The following is a 19,733-nucleotide window of genomic DNA, read 5'->3' on the forward strand; positions in this document are numbered from 1 at the left end:
CATGACTAAGAACTGCTCAAGCAAGAACGTTGTCTACCCGCTGTACAAACCAATACGGGCGACCCCGAAGAGCCGCCCGTCCAGGCACCTTGATTGAACGTGTCTAGCCAATCAGACCATTATCGTCACGCTTGACGGCAACGATCGATGAACGTGGCAATGAGCCGCCTTCAGGAAAATTACCACCGGGATGCTGGATGCCGACAAACATGGTACGTCTGTCTGCTGACCAGGTCAGGCCGGTGACTTCACTTCCGTTAGGGCCGGTGAGAAAACGTGCAATCTCGCCAGTCACCGGATCGCCGACCAGCATCTGATTGTTACCCATGCCCGCGTATTCTTCTTCGTTACTGTCATCACCGTCCGTCTGAATCCACAGCAGACCATTGCTGTCAAAAGACATGCCGTCAGGTGAATTGAACAGATTGCCTGCTGTGATGTTCTCTGAGCCGGCATATTCGTTGTTGTAGACACCCGGGTTGCCGGCCATGACGTACAGGTCCCAGTCAAAGCTCTGGCTGGCATGATCGTCATTGTGGGGGCGCCAGCGCACGATCTGACCGTAGTTGTTGGAATCGCGAGGGTTAGGCCCATTGGTGGATGTGTCGTCGCCACCTTCATTGGGTTTGACACCACGATTCTTGTTATTAGTCAGGCAGCAATAAGCTTCGATGGCATTCGGGTTGACCGAGATCCACTCAGGTCGGTCCATGGTGGTTGCACCGACTGCTGAAGAGGCCTGGCGGGCGAAAATCAGCAGTTCGGCCAGTTCCATCCCTGTGCTCTCAGGTGTCAGAGCCAACCATTCGCCGGTCTGATCGTCGTTGAATTTTGCAACGAACAAAGTGCCTTCATCAAGCAAGCCTTCGGTACTGCCACCCGCACTGTAAGTGCCATTGGAAACAAAGCGATAAAGATATTCGCCACGCTCGTCATCACCCATGTAGACAACAACACGGCCATCGGGTGCCAGTACGCATTCGGCGTTCTCGTGTTTGAATCGACCCAAACCGGTGTGTTTTACCGGTACCGCTTCGGGGTTGCTGGGATCCAGCTCCACGACCCAGCCTACACGGTGTGGCTCATTGGGGTTCTTGGAGGTATCAAAACGCTCATCCCACTTGTGGTAATCGTAGCCCCAGCCTTCAGCACCGATGCCATAGCGAGAATAGCCAGCAGCGACTTGCTCGGATTCTGGCGCTTGTTCTGCCACGGTGGAACCGAAGTAGCCATTGAAGTTTTCTTCGCAAGTCAGGTAAGTGCCCCAGGGAGTCTTGCCTGAACCGCAGTTATTCATCGTACCCAGTGACTCAGTACCACTGGCATCTGCTGTGGTCTTCATCAGTTCGTGTCCGGCTGCGGGGCCGGCAATTTTCATCGGTGAATTGTGCGTGATGCGGCGGTTGAAAGGACTGTCCTTGACGATTGCCCAGCCATTATCGCTTTCAGCAATTTCGACAACCGATAGTCCTTGCAGGTTCTGCAGTTTCAGGACATCGTCAGCATTGGCCGGTACGCCTTCCTGTGCGGCTGGCAAGTTGATGTCATTGTTGGTGTATTCGTGATTGATAACCAGCAATTGGTGGCCCCGGTAAACGAAGCTTTCCATGCCATCTGTGTTTTCACCGAATACTCGGTCCGAGTTTTCCAGCGCACCGCCTTCAGCGATCTCGTATCCATCAGCATCGGAGAAAAGAGGGTCTCCCCAGCTGGTCATGACTTTCCATTGATAGCCTTCAGGGACGTGTATTGTGCCGTCAGTCTGGATGTCAATTGCCTTGAAGGGAAAGCGTGAGGTTTTTGCGTGATCATCAGCGCGAGCCAATGACGAGGCCAGCAAGCCCGGTCCCATGACGGCGGCTGCGGAGCCAAAAGCCAGAGCACCGCTGAGAAAACCGCGACGTGTCAATGTAGCTTCAAGTACACGATCAAAATCCGACTCGGAGGGACGTGGGAAGTTGACTTCATCCCAATCATCAGCAGAAAGCCGGCTGGTTTGCGTATCTTTCATAATTCATCTCAAAAATCAGGGAAGGGCGTTAGCACAATCGGCCAGCCGGTATGACTGCTCGAATCAAGCTATAAACTGACGGTGCAGATCTTCCTCCCAAGATATGACAATAATGTGACGCCAGTGCTACAAGCGTCGGGTGATAGCTAGCGACTGGGCTGACTGAACGTTGTCATGGGTACCATGCTTTAGAACAGGTCTCGTCTGCTGAGACAATTTCCGGGATGAGGCACACTCAACGGGGAATAGCAGCAAAAGGCTAGGTCAATCGCATGAAGCAAGTTACTCGCGCGCAAGGGCAAGTTACCTTCCACCTGCCGAACTCGGCGGCAGAGCCTGTAGACCTGACTGTGACGCCCAGAGGCGGCGGGACACGCGCAGCACCCAGCAGTCAGCCTGATGATGCGGAGTTCGCTGCGATTATTGATGCACTGGTCAATCCGGATGCACAGACTCGCTCTGAAGTCTCGCCAGGCAGCGGTACAAGAGGCGGTGGCACGCGATCTCCCGATCCTCGCAATACTCGACCCAATCCTGGTATTACGGTGCTAGATGCGTTTGCCATAGATATTGGCGAAGTGCCATCACGTAGCCGTGGAGCACGCGGCGCTGGAGCGGCTGAGTCCATCGAGATTGATGTGGCACTCCAGGCCGGTGAGGGGGCCGTGGTATTGCTTGAGCAAGATGGCACTTACGAATGGCGTTTTCCTAAGGCATCAGAGCCGACTCCGAGTCCGCGTGGGGATTCTCGTCGTGGTGGTGTGAGAGATCCGATCGATACCCAGCGACATTTGCGTTTTACGATCGACGTTCGTGATGATGCACCGCCGGCACCCGTTTCTCGCGGTGCGAGTAGAGCGCGCGGTAGAATTACTTCGTTCATCAAGGGAAAGATCAAAGGCTTTGTCCTGAAGTTTGTGGTGCGCAAGGTAGTCGGTGCAATCTCGAAACGGCTTGAGTCGGGCGTGCTGGAAGGGCCTGTGGTACTTACCTCAATCGATGCGCAAAACGGCTGGTTACTCAAAGACAGCTTTGCAGGAATACCACTACCGACAGATCGGCCTGCGCGTATTCTGCTATTCGTACACGGTACTTTCAGCAGCACGGTGGGCAGTTTTGCAGCTTTAACGCGTCATCCTGATGGTCTGGAATTTCTGCAATCAGCGTTCGCCGACTATGACGCGGTGCTCGGGTACGATCATTACACGTTGTCAGAGACCCCCGACCAGAATGCCGAAGCCATCAACGGTGCCTTGCGCGAATTACTGGACCACACACCTTCATTGAGTATCGATGCTATCGCCTTCAGTCGCGGTGGACTGGTCTTGCGTTATCTCACTGAACAGGTGGCACCGCTGGATGACCAAGGCATGCAGTTTAATCGTCTGGTGTTTGTCGGGTGTACCAATGCCGGAACCGAACTTGCGAACGAGGAGAACTGGAATGATCTGGTTGATTTCTATACCAATATGGTCGCAGGTTCCACACGTCTGCTTGGTTTTGCGCCTGGCGCTGCATTGCCCACGCGCATTCTGCGTGGTGCCGTGCAGGCGATCGGTAGCATGGTCACCTATATAGCCGAAGATGCCGTGGCCAACAAATCGGTACCGGGTGTCGCCGCTATGGAGCCTGCCGGAGAGTTTGTACAGGCGATCAATCGACCGCCGATCAGTCGACTTACACCTGCAGCGCGTGAGTTCTATGCGATTGGCTCCAGCTTTGAACCGGATCGCGATACTGCCAATGGCGCACTGGGAAAGCGATTGATCGCAAAAGCTGCCGATGGCCTGGTTGACCGATTGATGGGTAAGGACAATGACTTGGTCGTGAATACCGATTCAATGTTTGTGATTGATCCGGTTGCGGATGCGCGCCTGAATGAAAAGCGCATCTTCGATGACAATGGGCAGATCTATCACACGGTGTACTTTGCACAACCCATGGTGGCCAGTGCCTTGAGCAGCTGGCTCGCTAATGCTGACAGTACCGGTCGTGGCAGTCGTGCTATTGCCAGCCGTTCAGCAGCCTTATCAGCGCCTCGGGACTGGTGGGCGAGTGTGGTTGAATCCGATATTGCGATATTGTCGGTGGGTACTGCCGGCAAGCAGGCGATGCAACAACTGAAGCCGCTAGACAGTAAACATGTGGTGTTGCAGCGTGTCCATAAGGGCAAGGTGCTCTCTTATGGCTTGCCACGCCAGACATTGATTGATCGCATCAAGCAGTATCACGATACTTCGCATTCATTGGACGAGATCCTGTACCTGCGAGAGTATCAATCCAGGGGCATTGATGAATCTACTGCCATTGCCACGGGTAATGCGCGTAGTTTGAGAAAGCTTGCCCGGCAAGGCGCCAGCGATGGGTATCTGGCTGTGATTACCGATGGTCGTAAGGTCTTGGGCGTGGTACCTCAGATAATACTCTCAGCACCGGAAGTCATCGTTGCTGTCGCAGAAGTTTCGCGTACATCAGTTGAAAAGCGAAAAAAGGCTAAACGACATAAGCCTCGCGGTAGCCGTGGTGGTCGGGCGGACGCTCCAGTTCCAGTAGCGCCCATTGTCGCGCCTATTACAACGGCCCCGGTTGATGAGGTGCTGTGTCATGTGCATGCCTCGATGGCTGACAAGGCCGCGCTTGAGCAGCCCACCACGGTGGAGGTGTGGCTAAGTCGGGAAGAGATTGAAGAAGCCATGGGGCTGGATAGTAGCGTCAAGGTCAAGAACGATCGACCATTGATTGTTGAAGTGCTTGCACGCAAGCATTGTGAGGTCGATGGCGAATCACGCGCTGATGTGCCGGTGCCTTCGATTGATCAGGCACAGCCAACCCGCTTGTATTTTGATGTGATTCCCAAGGCTGTTGGTATTGGTGAAGTCGATGTACTGGTGCGACAGGGTAATTACGCCATGGTCAGCCTGCGTTTGAAGCCCCAGTTTGTTAAGACATTGAAGAAGCGTGGCAGTGTGGAACGTTCCACGGTGCAGGCAGTTGTGCAAGCGGATGATGGGCGCAAGCAGGCTGTGAATGTGTTGCAGATTTTCGAGACTCAGAACGGCAACAAACCGACGTTGACGTTCTGGCTGACTCTGGGGGCACTGGGCAAACGTATCACCGATCAAAGCGAACCGTTCAAGAACTCCACAGGTAAAGAGAAATACATAAACGATATGTATGTTCGTCTGGAGGAGTTTCAGGCTATCGATGATAATGACTACGATGCTTTCATTGGTCGTTTGCACGCGTGTGGCCTGACCTTGTTCGAAGAGCTTGTGCCTGAAAAGATTCAGTCATTGTTGTGGAAGCATCGCGATGAAATCGATCACATTCAGGTGATGTCCAGTGAGGTGCAGATTCCCTGGGAGTTGGCTGCATTGAAGCAGCCGGGCAAGAAAGCCAAGTCCGACTCCCCCTTTCTGGCCGAGATGGGCCTTGTGCGCTGGTTGGACCACACTTCCGAGAATCGCCTGCCAGCACGACAACTACGATTGCGCGATGGCCGGTTCGGCCATGTGACTCCAAAATACCCACCCCGTTCAGGCTATGCGTTGCCCGGTGCGCAAGATGAGGCAAATTTACTGGTAGAAAAGTTTGGTGCTGTTGCTTGCCTCACCACCAGTATCAAGGTTCAGGAACTACTGCAAAGCCCCGGCGATTACGATGTACTTCACTTTGCCTGCCATGGCCTGGCCGACACTGGTGCCATCTGGAATTCTGGCCTGATGATGAAAGGTTCGATGAGTAATGGACAATATCGGCCAGACTCCCTGCAGTGGGATCAGGTAAAGAACTATGCGGACCTGCGCGAGACTGGCCAGCCCGGGCCTGTGGTGTTTATCAATGCCTGCCAGACCGGCCGGTCCGGCGATACCATCACGAGCACCGGTGGCTTTGCACAAGCATTTCTGGATAGTGGGGCGGACATGTTCATCGCTGCGCAATGGGCGATAGGTGATTATTCAGCCACCACGTTTTCGACCACGCTGTACGATCAATTGCTGAACAAGAACAAGACGGTCGTTCAGGCCGTGGCAGCGGCTCGCAAGGCGGCGAGGAATAAAAAGGAGCTTACCTGGTTGTCCTACGTGGTATATGCGGATCCGTATGCGAAGGTCGTTCGTGAGTAGTTCTTGATGATTGGTGGCAAGGTTGGTACTCAGGTATCCATATCAAGGCGTATCAGTAGTGGCCTTGGAGAAGGCGCCATCGCTTGAGATTTGGCTGTGTACCTTTTACAAGGTACGACATTGCCAACCTTGTAAACCAGTAACAAGCACCCAGAATTGCCGCATATAGCCCCTTATTACATTCATTGGCGGACTTGAACGGGAGCTGCCAAACCGGAGGACGAATTATGAAAGCTGCCATCATCAATGCCTATGAAGCGCCAATCGAGATAGCTGAAGTCGACAAGCCAGCGCTGAAAGATGACTCGGTTCTGATCAAGGTGCATGCCTCGAGCCTCAACCCTATCGACGACATTCTTCGCTCAGGAGTGATGAAGGAGATGATGCCTCTCTCGTTCCCTCACATCATGGGCTACGACGTGTCGGGCGAAGTGATTGAAGTCGGCTCAGGTGTCACCCGGTTCTCTGTCGGCGACGCTGTCTTCGCACGTCCCAATCAGGACGACGCCGGTGCCATTGCACAAATAGCCTGCATCAAAGAGGCTGAGCTAGCGATTAAGCCGTCGAACATCAGCCACGCCGAGGCCGCCTCTGTGCCGCTGGCAGGCCTGACGGCATGGCAGGCTCTGTTCACCAAAGGCAACCTCAAGAAAGGTGACAAGGTGCTGATACATGCAGGCTCCGGCGGCGTTGGAACGTTCGCTATCCAGATCGCAAAGAACGCAGGCGCTTTTGTGGCAACTACCTGCAGTGCACGCAATGCAGACCTTGTCAAAAAGCTGGGCGCTGATGTCGTTATCGATTACAAGACTCAGGCGTTCGAGGATGAGATTTCCGACTATGACCTAGTGTTCGATATGATGGGGGGCGAGACAATGGAACGTTCGTTCAAGGTATTGAAGAAAGGCGGAGCACTGATATCGATCAAGGGCGAGGATACCAACGAGCTTGCCGCTCAACATGACGTTCGCTTCGAATCCTTCTTTATGGAGCCTGACGGTGCAATGCTGGCAGAGCTTGGCGCTCTGATTGAAAACGGTATCGTTTCTCCTGTCATCGGTAATACCTTTCCCATGGAACAGACGGGCGAGGCCTACCAGGCACTGGCAGAAGGCCATGCAGTGGGGAAAATCGTAGTCACCGTTGCCTAGTCGCGGATTGGAAAATATCTCGGCCGGTATAAAAGCTGGCCAAAAAAAAGCCCCGCCAGAGCGGGGCTTTTTTTGTTATGCGTTACGACTGCTGATTAGCAGCTGTAGTACATCTCTTAGTCATCGTGATAATAAACTAAAATATAATCAATGGCTTGCGATGGCATTAAAGTCGTTATTAGTCAAATTATTAGAATTTGATGTGGGTGTGTAGTTTTTTCCTGCCCCCGAATCGTGAAACTGACTGGCATTCGTGAGCTGGTTCGCGGAGATGCAGCGGCGCGGTTCATTGCATTCGCCATCCGTAAGGTGCAGTTCCCGCACGGTCATTTTTCACGTGCCTATCACTGGTGGTGTTTCAGTATTCGGAATTAGCACACAGTTTTTTTAAAATCCTGTTTCTTCTACATTCAAGTGATCGTCAACTTGTTGGCAGCTCCAATGAATACTTTATTGGAGAATAAAATTTATGAATGCGCCAACAAAACTGAAGCTGTTGATGGACCGGGTCTTCGCACCGGGTTGTTTGGTGGCTAAAAGTCACTTTAAAAAGGTATCCCAAAGGGTCGATCAAAACAGCGGTGATCAGATCGTGATGATCGAATTCAGATTTAAGGTAGACGGGGCTTCACCGTCCGTTCAGAAAACCAAGATTCCTGAATCAAGCGCAAGCTACCCGATGCTTGCCAGTCTCACAGCGTCAGGTGAGACTGACTAAGCGAAACGTTAAAATTAACTCTGCCAAGATTGGTCTGGTCATGTGCATGACAATAGCCATCACTTGACCGTAAGTTGACCCCATAGAAAAACCATGGCCCTTCGGAAATACTATTTCAAATTGTAGCTAACCCATACTGTTATCTTGTTCATAGAACTCATACAACCTTACAGACCAACTGGTTTCATACCCGCACAAATTTTTATTTTATGCACTGATTATCTTGACTTATAGACGCGCTTAATTTTACTACGGGAAGCCAAAACCGCACCCTGCCGTTTTTAAGTACAGCAGCAACTTCAAAATTCAATTGTCAACATATGCGTCCTTTACAAAACTCATAGGGCGAATTGGAAACCTCCCATCACCCATGTTTAGTCCGGTCCAAGACTTCAAGATAATCACATCCCACTTGCAAGCAAGCTGTCCATTTCACTGTTGTTGTTCACAACAGACAGTAGGGGGAACCCAACTGCTTCCTCCGTATTCTTGACTAAGCTGGCGTGGAGGATGCCTCTGTTTGCTTCTACCGATACATCAGTGTAGATCGTCCGAGCTACAAACACAGATTTCCGTGTCTGTACTATTTAGTTCGCCAGCAAGTTGCCGTTCGCGTTTTCAGTCCTGACACTCCAATGAGTGAGATTTATTCCTGTCAGCCATAATTTCACGTATTGGTCGAGTGACTGGAAGCGACTGGGATGAGTTATTAGTGAACAATATAAGCATAAAATAACATTATATTTTATATTGATTCTATTTCGTCATTAATGGTGTGGCATCGCTCTATTGTAGGTTTGAAACATTGGCTATCAAGCTGAAAGTGCTAACTGAATGATCAGGGATTTCACTGCATGTGGCAATCGTCACAACAAATCGTTCTAAGCCGTGAACTACCGATCAGTCGTGATTTATTCATGTCCATATCATGTAGAGCATGAAAAGAACAAAGCATCGTGCATCAGACACTGTCCACATCAAAGGTATCTCTCTCCGACCCAAGCCACCGAACGGAATCTACGTCGGACAGTTTACTGTCAACGGTGAGAACTTTACGGTTTCTTGCTCGTCATCAGATTTGCATGAAGCCTTCCTTAACGCTGACAGAAAACGAGAAATCAAACGTGGACAGCTTGCAGGTGTTGGTCGCAAGAAAACGATCACCGTCGATTCCCTATGCGACGAATTCATACATTTTCGTTCTCTGGGAAAGCCTGATACTGTGAAAATGTTCAGGTCAATGTGCAACCGAATTCGCGGATACGTGCAAGACCACCTCACTGGCGAGAAGCAAACTGTTGATAGGAACGGTAACGCTGTTCCTGAACTCGTTGGTGGAGGTGACTATATACATCTGCTTACACAGAGCGAGTTTGATAGCTTTGTCAGAAAGATGCAAACTGTCTTCGCTGTTGGCACTCTCAGAACATTCTTGACACGCGTGAATACCATGTATGCCTATGCGCGTGAAGAGGGCTATGCGGTGCCAGACGTAAATTTCAAGAAACACAACAAAACGTTGGCGGAACCAGACTTGAAATCTCGCCCGTTTACTGATGATGAAGCAGACCAAATTCTTGATTGGCTAAAACATAGCAAGAGAAGCAAGCACAACTACTTCAAGTTATTAATTCTCCTCGAACAAGGTTTCCGTATAGGTGAAGCCTGCAATTTGAAAATTGCTGATTGCGATACGAGTAGCGGTTACTTCACTGTGACAAGGCTGAAGAAGAAAAAAGCAGTGGTTACCAAGCACACCATGACACAACGATGTGCCATGGAGATTCAACAATATGTTCGTTCTTTGCCGAAAGATCGGGTGTATCTTTTCCAGTCCAGAACTGGTGGGCCGGTCAAGCCACAATCAGACTGGTTCAGAGCTGCCGCTATAGCTTGCGATCTTAATCCACAGCATTTGGAAAAGCTGGTCTGTCACTCAGCAAGGTCGAAGTACGTGATGGACCAGCTTGAGAACAACGTGACACTCTTTAAAATTCAGCAAAGTGTTGGACACGAAAGTTCCCGCACGACCGATTTCTACAATCGGTTGGTTGCTCATGATTCAAGTCGTGAAGCTGCTGTGCTGAAAGATAGGCTTTACCAAGAACGATTGCAGCACAAGCAACAAATCCGCATGGACGTTAGGCGACATGTTGAGAAATTGTCGGAAATATAGCTGTCACTCGGTTCAAACCCAAAGGCTCAGACTGTATGCTTTTTGAAGTGTCCGGGCGGAATTTCTTGTATGGGTCAGATTGAGAAATGGCTGGGCTTGCTAAAAAGTCGCAATAAGGTAGAAAATTGCAAGTCGCAAGGTGTCGCGCCTAGGAACTTGCGGAAACCATGCGTAACGCGTTCGAAGTGTCGAAGAATGGACGGAGGAGGCATGTTGCCAACAACTTAAGGCATCATTTTTGCCATTCTGATATCATATCTTGCTAAACCGAACACGACGAGATCAACAAAAGAGCGATAGTTGCAATGTTTGGCAATGCTTGTGCATGGTACTTTTTCCAAGCTAAACTTCAGACACTTAAGCCTAAGAATGAGAAGTGAGTTTTTAAATGGAAATCAATCACTTATTTCGAATTTTGGATCGATTGGGGAAAGCTATTCGAGTGAGGATATTGAGTCTGGGCGTAGTAAATTGCCTACATTAACACCTGTCGGGCGTAAATTAACCAAAGGCTACTAACTTGATGTTCCGCATCAGCAATGCAGAAAAGCTTGCCTCTGACATCCGCGAGATTCTCGTGCTCAGTGATGAACAGTTGAGCTCACTCGCCTTATCACTCAACAATGATGACTCCAAGATACTGTCGAGAGCTGATTTGCGTAAGCATCTTCAAACGCAGTTGACAGGTGAGCACGAGTTATTAGGGCAGGTTTTAGAATCTTTTTTGATTAAAACTGCCAAACTCGTTTCAGATGTTGTATCAAAAGACAGCCAATTCAGTGCATCACTAATTAAAGATGTAATTGAGCGGGAGTTTGAAGCAAGCAAGAACAACGATTTGGTTGAGAGATTCCTTGCTACATGGCCAACGTTGGAAGCAATGATGTGTTCCGATGTGGTTCGACTTGTAGAGAAATCTATTAGACTAACGTTTGATCAATCGGATATCTTGACAGATGCAAGAATAATTACAGATATCAGACCAGTTTACGATGATGACCGAGAAATCATTGAGAGGGCACTAATAGTCCAAACAATGAGAATTGATTACTATAACAGTGGTCGTAAAAAAACTCTCAGTCTGGCGTTAGATAATGCTGATCTAATGCGATTGAAAGAATGTGTGGAGAAAGCCATGTCAAAGGCTGTTAGTGCTAAGGCCTTGATTGAAACGGAAGCTAAAATTTCAGTGTTGTTACCCGGGGAGTCTAATAATGGTGAGTCTGAATGAATGCTGAAATTAACGCCGATGAATTCGACTACAGAAGTAGTAGAAGTAACTTCTATGGCTATGAAACTGTGGGTGAAAATTTCTCGCTCAGGATTGAAGAAAGTAGTTTCATAGAGGAAAAAACTCGTCCGCGTCAGAAAGATAACTCTAAGTCAAAAAAGAAGTCTCTTGAGCGTAGTGAGTTTATTGTGCGGGAGCGACAAAAGATGGTTGCGTTACTGCGTATCTTCAGAGACCTGTCGTCAGTTTTCCGGTTCGGCGGAATCATTGTATTTGCGCTGAGCTTGATTCAGGAAAGCTATATGTTCGCACTGGTCGGTCTCTTTTCGACAATAGGTTTCTCTCTCTTCTACAGTCAGAGTAAGCAATTCATTGTAGGCAATAAATCTTTGTCGACCTGAGCTTACGGCTGTGCGATGAAAGGATCAAATTGTTTTTATCTGATTACGGGCTTGGTACTACTGGTGGTCGTATCATGGTTGCTTGTTCCATGGTTTGGAGCAGAAGCCTTTGCGAGCACATTTTCCTCATTCCCTGCAAAGTACTATCTTGCAATTCAGACCGCGTTGCTAATTGCTTTCGGATTACTGTTCCTATACGTAACCTTCGTACCTCCAGAGGCTTTGTATTTTGCTTATCGCCGTTCTGGGAGTTTCATGGCTTTGGGGGCTGTAGCTCTCATTAACCCAGCTTCTTGCGTTGCAGTCCGACTTGCCGACTCCTCTGGCAATACTCTGAACATTGGTTCACTCGATGATAAATCTAGAATCGGGCTCAGCATCGTGTGCCTTATACTGTCAGGATTTTTTGGTTTCTTGTACTTTATTGAACGTCGATTCGTTGACATGGAAGAAAGGTCAGCTTAAGTGCAATTGCCATCGGATCTCAATGGGGAATTTAGTGCGAACTGCTCAATGTAAAGTCTTCATGTATTAATGTAATGTTGAAGTTTTCTTGCTTCTCGAAGTTCATCATTCATTTCCGAAGTTATCCCGTCAGGCTATGTATGGAATTGCTGGTGTTAGTCGCTGTGATTGCCGATCAATAACTCTAAGGTGATTGGTCCTGCGCACGTTTGAGCCACTGAAAGAGTCTTAACTACGGTCCTGCCCTTCCCACTCCCCCAATCACTCCGTCAGAGGGTCCTAAAGCGTTTGAGGGTCATGAAGCCTCGATACCAACTGGTTCTCGCCCAGCGAATCGCAAGTACGAGAACCAGTTTTCAATTTCCCCGTCAGTTATTAGAAAAGTTATTAGATTATTAGTCGCTATTAGATTGAATCAATGACTTACGAAACAGCACGATTCACAATACTTAATAAAAACAATAACTTATCAGCACGAATAGTACATATCAAACTCAACCGGATGCGTAGACATACGGATGCGAGTCACTTCTTCCATCTTCAGCTTGATGTAAGCATCGATCTGGTCGTCAGTGAATACACCACCGGCAGTCAGGAAGCCACGATCGGCGTCCAGAGCGTCCAGAGCTTCGTCCAGTGAAGAACAAACCTGTGGAATGGCAGCTGCTTCTTCTGGAGGCAGGTCATACAGATCTTTGTCTGCAGCGTCGCCAGGGTGGATCTTGTTCTGGATGCCGTCGAGGCCAGCCATCATCAGAGCTGCGAAGACCAGGTACGGGTTACCAGTTGGATCAGGGTAACGAACTTCAACACGACGACCCTTAGGGTTGTTTACAAACGGGATACGGATGGAAGCAGAGCGGTTACGAGCAGAGTATGCCAGCATGACTGGAGCTTCAAAACCAGGTACCAGACGCTTGTAGCTGTTGGTAGAGGCGTTGGCGAAAGCGTTGATCGCACGAGAGTGCTTGATGATACCGCCGATGTAGAACAGAGCAGTTTCAGACAGGCCACCATAGAGTTCACCAGAGAACAGGTTCTTGCCATCCTTGAACAGAGACTGATGCACGTGCATGCCGCTGCCGTTGTCGCCAACGATAGGCTTAGGCATGAAAGTAGCTGTCTTGCCGTATTGATGAGCAACATTCAGAACAACGTATTTCAGGACCTGAGTCTGGTCAGCACGCTTGACGAGTGTGTCGAATTTAGTACCGATCTCACACTGTCCAGCTGTACCCACTTCGTGGTGGTGTACTTCAGGAGTAACACCCATCTGCTCCATAACCTGACACATGGTAGAACGCAGGTCATGCAGTGAATCGACAGGAGGAACCGGAAAGTAGCCGCCTTTGACGCTTGGACGATGGCCCGTGTTGCCGCCTTCCATTTTCTTGTTGGTGTTCCAGGCTGCTTCATCGGAATCGATGGCGTAGCTCATGCCTTTCATGTCCGTTGACCAGCGAACGTCATCGAATACGAAAAATTCTGGCTCAGGACCGAAGTAAGCTGTATCGGCTATACCGGTGGAGTTCAGGTAGGCTTCTGCGCGTTGAGCAACAGAGCGTGGATCGCGCTCGTAGCCTTCCATGGTGTCAGGCTCAACGATATCGCAACGGATAATCAGTGTTGCGTCTTCCATGAAGGGATCCATCATGGCAGTGGATGCATCGGGCATCAGCAGCATGTCTGAGGCATTGATGCCTTTCCAGCCAGCAATTGAAGAGCCATCAAACGGTTGGCCGTCTTCGAAGAGATCTTCTTCGAACATGGCAACAGGAATAGTCGTGTGATGCTCTTTACCGCGTGGATCGGTGAAGCGAAAATCGACGAACTTTACGTCGTTATCCGTGATGAGTTTGCTGACGTCACTCGCAGACATGTGTAGTTTTCCTTTTAGAAAAAATTATTGTGTTTGGCCACGCGTACGTGGCGCGTGCTCCCGCACTAAGAGTGCAGGGTACGTACCAACAGCGAAGGTAAGATAAATCTTAACAATTTCAACAAGATAAATATTTTCTTGGTACCTGTTACGCATCTATATGGTGCAAGCCTTACAATTATGCACCGTAATGGGGCGTTATTATGGGGCATAGTGCGTAACCAATTCGTTCTGTCGTGCAAAGCCTTTTTCCGACACGGCATTCTACCGTATCGTCGCGCCTCGCTGGATTAAGTACACTGGCACACTTTTTACGACAAGAGCTGAACAGATCATGAGTGAAGCTGCCGTGCAGCCGGATGTAAAGACATTTCAGGGCATGATTGCCGTACTGCAAAACTACTGGGCCGCCCAGGGTTGCCTGGTGCAGCAGTCCTACGACATGGAAATGGGTGCGGGGACGTTTCATCCATCAACATTTCTGCGCGCCATCGGGCCTGAGCCCTGGTATGCCTGTCATACGCAATCGTCAAGACGGCCGACAGACGGTCGCTATGGAGACAACCCGAATCGCTTGCAGCACTACTACCAGTTTCAGGTGGTCATGAAACCCTCTCCTGAGGGCATGCAGGACCTCTACCTGGGTTCGCTCAAGGCTTTGGGCTTTGATGTGCTGGAACACGATATCCGTTTCGTCGAGGACAACTGGGAGTCGCCAACACTGGGCGCCTGGGGCTTGGGCTGGGAAGTCTGGTTGAACGGTATGGAGGTCACTCAGTACACCTATTTCCAGCAGTGCGGTGGTATTGCCTGCAAGCCGGTTCTGGGAGAGTTGGCTTATGGAATCGAGCGTCTTGCCATGTATATCCAGGGAGTTGAGAGTGTTTACGATCTTGTCTGGGGGCACACGCTCGACGGTCCTGTCAGCTATGGCGATGTTTTTCATCAGAATGAGGTGGAGCAATCGGCTTACAACTTCGAACACGCTGATGTTGATGCACTTTTTTTGCAGTTTGATCAATGCGAAAAGGACTGTGCCCGTCTGTGTGAACTCGAGTTGCCATTGCCAGCCTACGAGCAGGTGCTGCGTGCCTCACATTCGTTCAATCTGCTGGATGCGCGACACGCCATTTCCGTTACCGAACGACAGCGTTACATCCTGCGGGTGCGAACTCTTTCCAGGCAGGTGGCCGAAGCATGGCTCAACAAGCGCGAAGCGCTGGACTTTCCGTTATTGAAATCGGCTGATGCAAGTGCAGCACAAGAGGATGCGGACAATGTCTGACCTGATCATCGAACTGGGTTGTGAAGAGCTACCAGCCGCATCAGTCGAACCCATGGCGCAACATCTGGGAGCGGTGCTGAAGGCAGCGCTGCAAGCTAGTGATCTGTGTGCCGGGGAGCCTGAAATTTTCGCAACCCCCAGACGGATCGCTGCACGGTTTACCCAGGTTGGTGAACGCCAGCCGGACACAGAAGTGGAGCGACGTGGACCTGCCAAGGCTGCGGCCTTCAAAGATGACAAGCCGACCAAGGCGCTGGAAGGTTTCATGCGCTCAGCCGGAGTGACTCTTGAGCAGTTGGCTACGATCGAAACGCCCAAGGGCGAATGGGTTGTTGCCAGACAGACTCAGCCCGGAAAATCACTGACTGAAGTCTTGCTCGAGACCCTGCCCGAGGCCATCAAGACCATGCCCATGCCGCGTCGCATGCGTTGGGGAGCGAGTCCACAGGAATTTTTGCGACCCGTTGTCTGGTTGCTGGCAATGCATGGCGAATCTGTGCTGCCACTGGAGGTGCTTGGACTCAAGGCTGGTAATCAGACTCTGGGTCATCGCTTCCATGCGCCCGATGCCATCACGCTGGCATCACCGTCAAACTATGAATCGGCGCTTGAAACGGCCTATGTCATGGCCGATTCGGTGAAGCGGCGTGCACGCATCGTAGAACAGGTAAAAAGTGTGGCTGCCACCATCGGTGGCACACCAGTGATGGATGATGAGCTGGTGGATGAGGTCAATGCACTGGTGGAATGGCCGGTAGCACTGGCTGGACGTTTTGAGGCCAACTTTCTGGAGATTCCCAAGGAAGCGCTGATTCAGACCATGCAGGAAAACCAGCGCTACTTTGCTCTGCTGGATGATCAGGGTGCGCTCATGCCTGCCTTCATTACCATTGCCAACCTGGAGTCCAATGATCCGGAAACTGTTGTGGATGGTAACGAACGGGTTATCCGGCCGCGCTTTGCCGACACCATGTTTTTCTGGTCGCAAGACAAAAAGCAACCGCTTGCGGCGCACCAGCCGCAATTGTCACGACTGATGTTTCAGGAGAAGCTGGGTAGCGTGGCAGACAAAGTTCTGCGTATGGAAAAACTGGGCGGTTGGCTGGCCAGTGAACTCCTGATGGAGGCTGCCGATGTCAAGCTTGCGGTCACCTTGTGCAAGTGCGATCTGAACACAGAGATTGTCAAGGAATTACCTAAAATGCAGGGTATCTGTGGACGCTATTACGCTACGCGTGATGGTCATCCCGCGTCCGTATGCGAAGCGATGGAGCAGCACTACTTCCCCAATAAGGCAGGTGGACCGTTGCCTGAAGGCGTGGTATCGCAGCTCGTGTCTCTGGCCGACAAGACCGATACGCTGGCCGGTATTTTCGGACTGGGCATGAAGCCAACCGGCGCCAAGGACCCCTTCGGTCTGAGACGTGCCTCGTTGGGTATCGTACGTATTCTGGTGGAACAGAAACTCGATCTGGACCTGAATGAAATACTGCAACAAGCGTTGGATAACTATGGGGAGCGACTGCAAGCACCTGATCGCGAGGCCATGCTGGCTTACGTTATCGAACGCATGCGCGGCTATCTGGTGGATAAGGGGTATGCGGCTGATGCCATTGATGCCGTGCTTGCAAAAGGTCTGACGCGTCCACTGGATATCGTGGCTCGCCTGGAAGCCATGCAGCAGTTTCGCTCAAGTGATGCCGCGGCCTCGTTGGCAGCCGCCAGCAAGCGTATTGGCAACATACTCAAGAAAGTGGAAACAGCGGTGCCGGATGAGGTTAACAAGGCCTTGCTGCATGAGCCGGCTGAAGCTGCCTTGTATGCAGAAGTTGACCGAGTCAAGCCTGTCATTACCCAGCATATGCAAGGTCGTGATTATCAAGCTTCGATGCGCGAAACTGCCAGTCTGCGCGAAACGGTTGATGCTTTTTTCGATGGCGTCATGGTGATGGATGAAAACGTCGAGCTTCGTGATAATCGTCTGGCTCTGCTCAGGCAGGTCAACGAGTTGTGCTGCAGTACAGCTGAGTTGAGTCTGCTGCAGCCTGCTGAGGTAGAAACCGCAACAGCTTCATCAGGCCAGTCGTGATGAAGCTCATCGTGCTGGATCGCGACGGGGTTATCAATGAGTACCTGGAAAAGCCCGTCGCGCATCCAGACGAGTGGGTGCCCTTGCCCGGCAGTCTGGAAGCGATTGCCCGCCTTCATCAGGGAGGCTGGCATGTTGCCGTGGCCACCAATCAAAGCGGTATCAGTCGTGGTCTGCTGACGCTGGAGACCTTGCACGCCATTCATCAACGCATGCATGAGAAGGTTAACAAGGCGGGGGGCAAGATCGATGTCATCGCCTTTTGTCCGCATAATGATTCAGAACAGTGTGATTGTCGCAAGCCTGCCCCCGGCATGCTGTACACCATCAGTGAGCGCCTGGATATCGATCTGAGCACCGTGGTCGTTGTCGGGGATTCATTGCGTGATATGCAGGCAGCCATGGCAACGGCGGCCACCCCGATCATGGTGCGAACCGGCAAGGGGCAGAAAACACTGGATAACAATAAAGGTCTGGAGCACATTCCAGCCTACGATGATCTGGCTAGCTACGTGGATGCCTTGTTGGCGCCTAAAGAGGAGGAATAGCGTGTATCGATTCTGGTTGATGGTGCGAAGTGTTGTGTTCTGGATCTGGCAGATTGTTGTGACGCTGGTGCTCGGAGGTCCGGTACTGATTTTTGGTCTGTTCTCTTTTCGCATGGGCAATGCCCTGGCGATCCTGTGGAACAGAAGCAATGTATGGGGACTGCGCGTTATTTGCGGCGTCTCCTGGGAGCTGGATGGTCTGGAGAATATTCCGGATAAACCCTGCGTTGTCATGGCCAAGCATCAATCCACTTGGGAAGCCTATTTTCTGCCTACCTTGTTCTACCCGGGCGTGTACGTTGCCAAACGCTCTCTGTTGTGGATTCCCATCTTTGGCTGGGCCCTGTATGTTCTGAAATTCATCATGATTGATCGTGCCAGTGGGCGTTCGGCGATTCATCAGATGTGTACTCAGGCAAAGGATCGTCTGGCTCGACGCCGCTGGATCATTGTCTTCCCGGAAGGTACTCGTCGCCCCGTGGGTGCAGAGCCCGAATACCGGGTCGGTGGTGCCATGATTGCGAGAAACGTGCCTGCCGATGTGTTGCCGGTGGCTCTCAATGCCGGTGAGTTCTGGCCGCGCATGGGCTTCATCAAGTGGCCCGGCACCATTACCGTCAGCATCGGCCCGGTAATCTCCAGTGAGGGCAAGAAAGCTTCACAGATTCTGGCTGAGACTGAAAAGTGGATCGAAGGCCGGATGGCAGAAATTACGGTTGTGGATCGTTTCCCTTACTAGAGCAAGCCTCCAGGGGCCTGTTGAACCGTGACCGGCAGTGGGCCAGACTATTTCTGGCCTGGTTTCTGGCGATTACCCGCCGTCAGAGGCAGTCGGAACAGGGCAATGGCGTTGTCAGTCGTTGCTGCAGCCAGGGTCTCCGGATCCTCCTGCCGCAGCGCACTGATGGCCTGCCAGATATCCACCAGAAAAGCTGGCTGATTGAGCAGCCCCTGGTGTCTGGCATCGGTCTGGTCCGGGGCGTCTGTTTCCAATAAAAGACAATCCAGTGGTAGTTGAGCCACCAGTTTGCGCAGGCGACTTGCCCGATCATAGGTGACAGCGCCACCGAAGCTCAGCTTGTAACCCAGATCGATCAGTTTGCCAGCCTGTTGTGCCGAGCCGTTATAGCTGTGGATCATGCCGCAGAAATGGCCTGAGGCACGAATCATATTGATGACCTGCTCAACCGCTTTTCTTGCATGGATCACGACAGGTAGATCAAACTCGCGTGCCAGGCTCAGTTGTGCTTCGAACAATTGCTGCTGTTGCACCTTGTCTGCATCGACAATCTGATAGTCGAGGCCACATTCTCCGACCGCCACCGGATGTTCCCGCTCAAGCCAGCGCTTCAACTCGTCGATGTGTAGTGGCTTGTGTTCTTCTGGAAAGCAGGGGTGCAGGCCATAGCAGGGGTAAAGATCGCTATGTGCGTCACATAACGCCTTGACCCGCGGCCACAGCGGTTGCGAGATCCCCGGTACTATCTGCGCGATGATATTGGCAGCGCGTGCAGACTGCATGATAGTGGCCTGATCGGGTTGCAGGCGATCGTCGTCAGTGTGCACATGACTGTCTATGAGCGAGGGGGCCAGTTGACGTTGCATGACGATTCGGGATCAATTTCTGAGGCGAGAAACGTGCAACAATCTAA

At 51.1% G+C, this 19,733-nt stretch carries 14 protein-coding genes; 11 read left to right on the forward strand and 3 right to left on the reverse strand.

Features of this window, described 5'->3' with window-relative positions:
* Positions 1 to 103: 103 nt before the first annotated feature.
* The gene (locus IMCC3135_RS04775) at positions 104 to 2,011 is read right to left on the reverse strand and encodes a PhoX family protein (RefSeq protein ID WP_088916560.1); all 1,908 of its coding nucleotides are present in this window, start codon (positions 2,009 to 2,011) and stop codon (positions 104 to 106) included.
* 272 nt (positions 2,012 to 2,283) lie between these two features.
* On the opposite strand from IMCC3135_RS04775, the gene IMCC3135_RS04780 reads away from it, so the two are divergent.
* From IMCC3135_RS04780 to IMCC3135_RS04810, 7 genes are all read left to right on the forward strand, one after another.
* Positions 2,284 to 6,138, forward strand: coding sequence for a DUF7379 domain-containing protein (locus IMCC3135_RS04780; RefSeq protein ID WP_088916561.1), 3,855 nt, complete (start codon positions 2,284 to 2,286; stop codon positions 6,136 to 6,138).
* Positions 6,139 to 6,365: 227 nt separating this feature from the next.
* Positions 6,366 to 7,289 (forward strand): NADP-dependent oxidoreductase, encoded by a 924-nt coding sequence (locus tag IMCC3135_RS04785; RefSeq protein WP_088916562.1) that lies wholly within the window; start codon positions 6,366 to 6,368, stop codon positions 7,287 to 7,289.
* Between the two features lie 234 nt (positions 7,290 to 7,523).
* The gene (locus IMCC3135_RS33915) at positions 7,524 to 7,664 is read left to right on the forward strand and encodes a hypothetical protein (protein ID WP_157735768.1); all 141 of its coding nucleotides are present in this window, start codon (positions 7,524 to 7,526) and stop codon (positions 7,662 to 7,664) included.
* Between the two features lie 1,280 nt (positions 7,665 to 8,944).
* On the forward strand, positions 8,945 to 10,183 hold the full coding sequence (locus tag IMCC3135_RS04795; protein ID WP_088916564.1) for a tyrosine-type recombinase/integrase: 1,239 nt from the start codon (positions 8,945 to 8,947) through the stop codon (positions 10,181 to 10,183).
* A 520-nt stretch (positions 10,184 to 10,703) separates the two neighbouring features.
* Positions 10,704 to 11,414, forward strand: coding sequence for a hypothetical protein (locus IMCC3135_RS04800; RefSeq protein ID WP_157735769.1), 711 nt, complete (start codon positions 10,704 to 10,706; stop codon positions 11,412 to 11,414).
* On the forward strand, positions 11,411 to 11,815 hold the full coding sequence (locus IMCC3135_RS04805; RefSeq protein ID WP_088916566.1) for a hypothetical protein: 405 nt from the start codon (positions 11,411 to 11,413) through the stop codon (positions 11,813 to 11,815). The genes IMCC3135_RS04800 and IMCC3135_RS04805 overlap by 4 nt, the downstream gene beginning before the upstream one ends.
* Positions 11,816 to 11,830: 15 nt before the next feature.
* Positions 11,831 to 12,280, forward strand: coding sequence for a hypothetical protein (locus IMCC3135_RS04810; protein WP_088916567.1), 450 nt, complete (start codon positions 11,831 to 11,833; stop codon positions 12,278 to 12,280).
* A 469-nt stretch (positions 12,281 to 12,749) separates the two neighbouring features.
* Here IMCC3135_RS04810 and glnA read toward each other — a convergent pair whose 3' ends face one another.
* The gene (glnA, locus tag IMCC3135_RS04815; RefSeq protein WP_088916568.1) at positions 12,750 to 14,159 is read right to left on the reverse strand and encodes a glutamate--ammonia ligase; all 1,410 of its coding nucleotides are present in this window, start codon (positions 14,157 to 14,159) and stop codon (positions 12,750 to 12,752) included.
* A gap of 334 nt (positions 14,160 to 14,493) precedes the next feature.
* Between glnA and glyQ the strand changes: the two genes are divergently transcribed.
* The 4 genes from glyQ to IMCC3135_RS04835 are packed head-to-tail and all read left to right on the forward strand — an operon-like array spanning position 14,494 to position 18,820.
* Positions 14,494 to 15,444, forward strand: a complete 951-nt coding sequence (gene glyQ / locus IMCC3135_RS04820) for a glycine--tRNA ligase subunit alpha (protein WP_088916569.1) — start codon at positions 14,494 to 14,496, stop codon at positions 15,442 to 15,444.
* The gene (gene glyS, locus IMCC3135_RS04825; protein ID WP_157735770.1) at positions 15,437 to 17,533 is read left to right on the forward strand and encodes a glycine--tRNA ligase subunit beta; all 2,097 of its coding nucleotides are present in this window, start codon (positions 15,437 to 15,439) and stop codon (positions 17,531 to 17,533) included. Before glyQ ends, glyS begins: the two co-directional genes overlap by 8 nt.
* A complete protein-coding gene (gmhB, locus tag IMCC3135_RS04830; RefSeq protein ID WP_088916571.1) occupies positions 17,533 to 18,081 on the forward strand; it encodes a D-glycero-beta-D-manno-heptose 1,7-bisphosphate 7-phosphatase in 549 nt (182 codons plus the stop codon). Before glyS ends, gmhB begins: the two co-directional genes overlap by 1 nt.
* A gap of 1 nt (position 18,082) precedes the next feature.
* Complete coding sequence (locus IMCC3135_RS04835; protein ID WP_157735771.1) at positions 18,083 to 18,820, forward strand: lysophospholipid acyltransferase family protein; 738 nt, start codon at positions 18,083 to 18,085, stop codon at positions 18,818 to 18,820.
* A 47-nt stretch (positions 18,821 to 18,867) separates the two neighbouring features.
* Here IMCC3135_RS04835 and IMCC3135_RS04840 read toward each other — a convergent pair whose 3' ends face one another.
* On the reverse strand, positions 18,868 to 19,686 hold the full coding sequence (locus tag IMCC3135_RS04840; protein ID WP_088916573.1) for a TatD family hydrolase: 819 nt from the start codon (positions 19,684 to 19,686) through the stop codon (positions 18,868 to 18,870).
* Between the last annotated feature and the right edge of the window lie 47 nt (positions 19,687 to 19,733).

It is taken from the genome of Granulosicoccus antarcticus IMCC3135, from assembly GCF_002215215.1.
In the GTDB taxonomy this organism is placed as follows: domain Bacteria; phylum Pseudomonadota; class Gammaproteobacteria; order Granulosicoccales; family Granulosicoccaceae; genus Granulosicoccus; species Granulosicoccus antarcticus.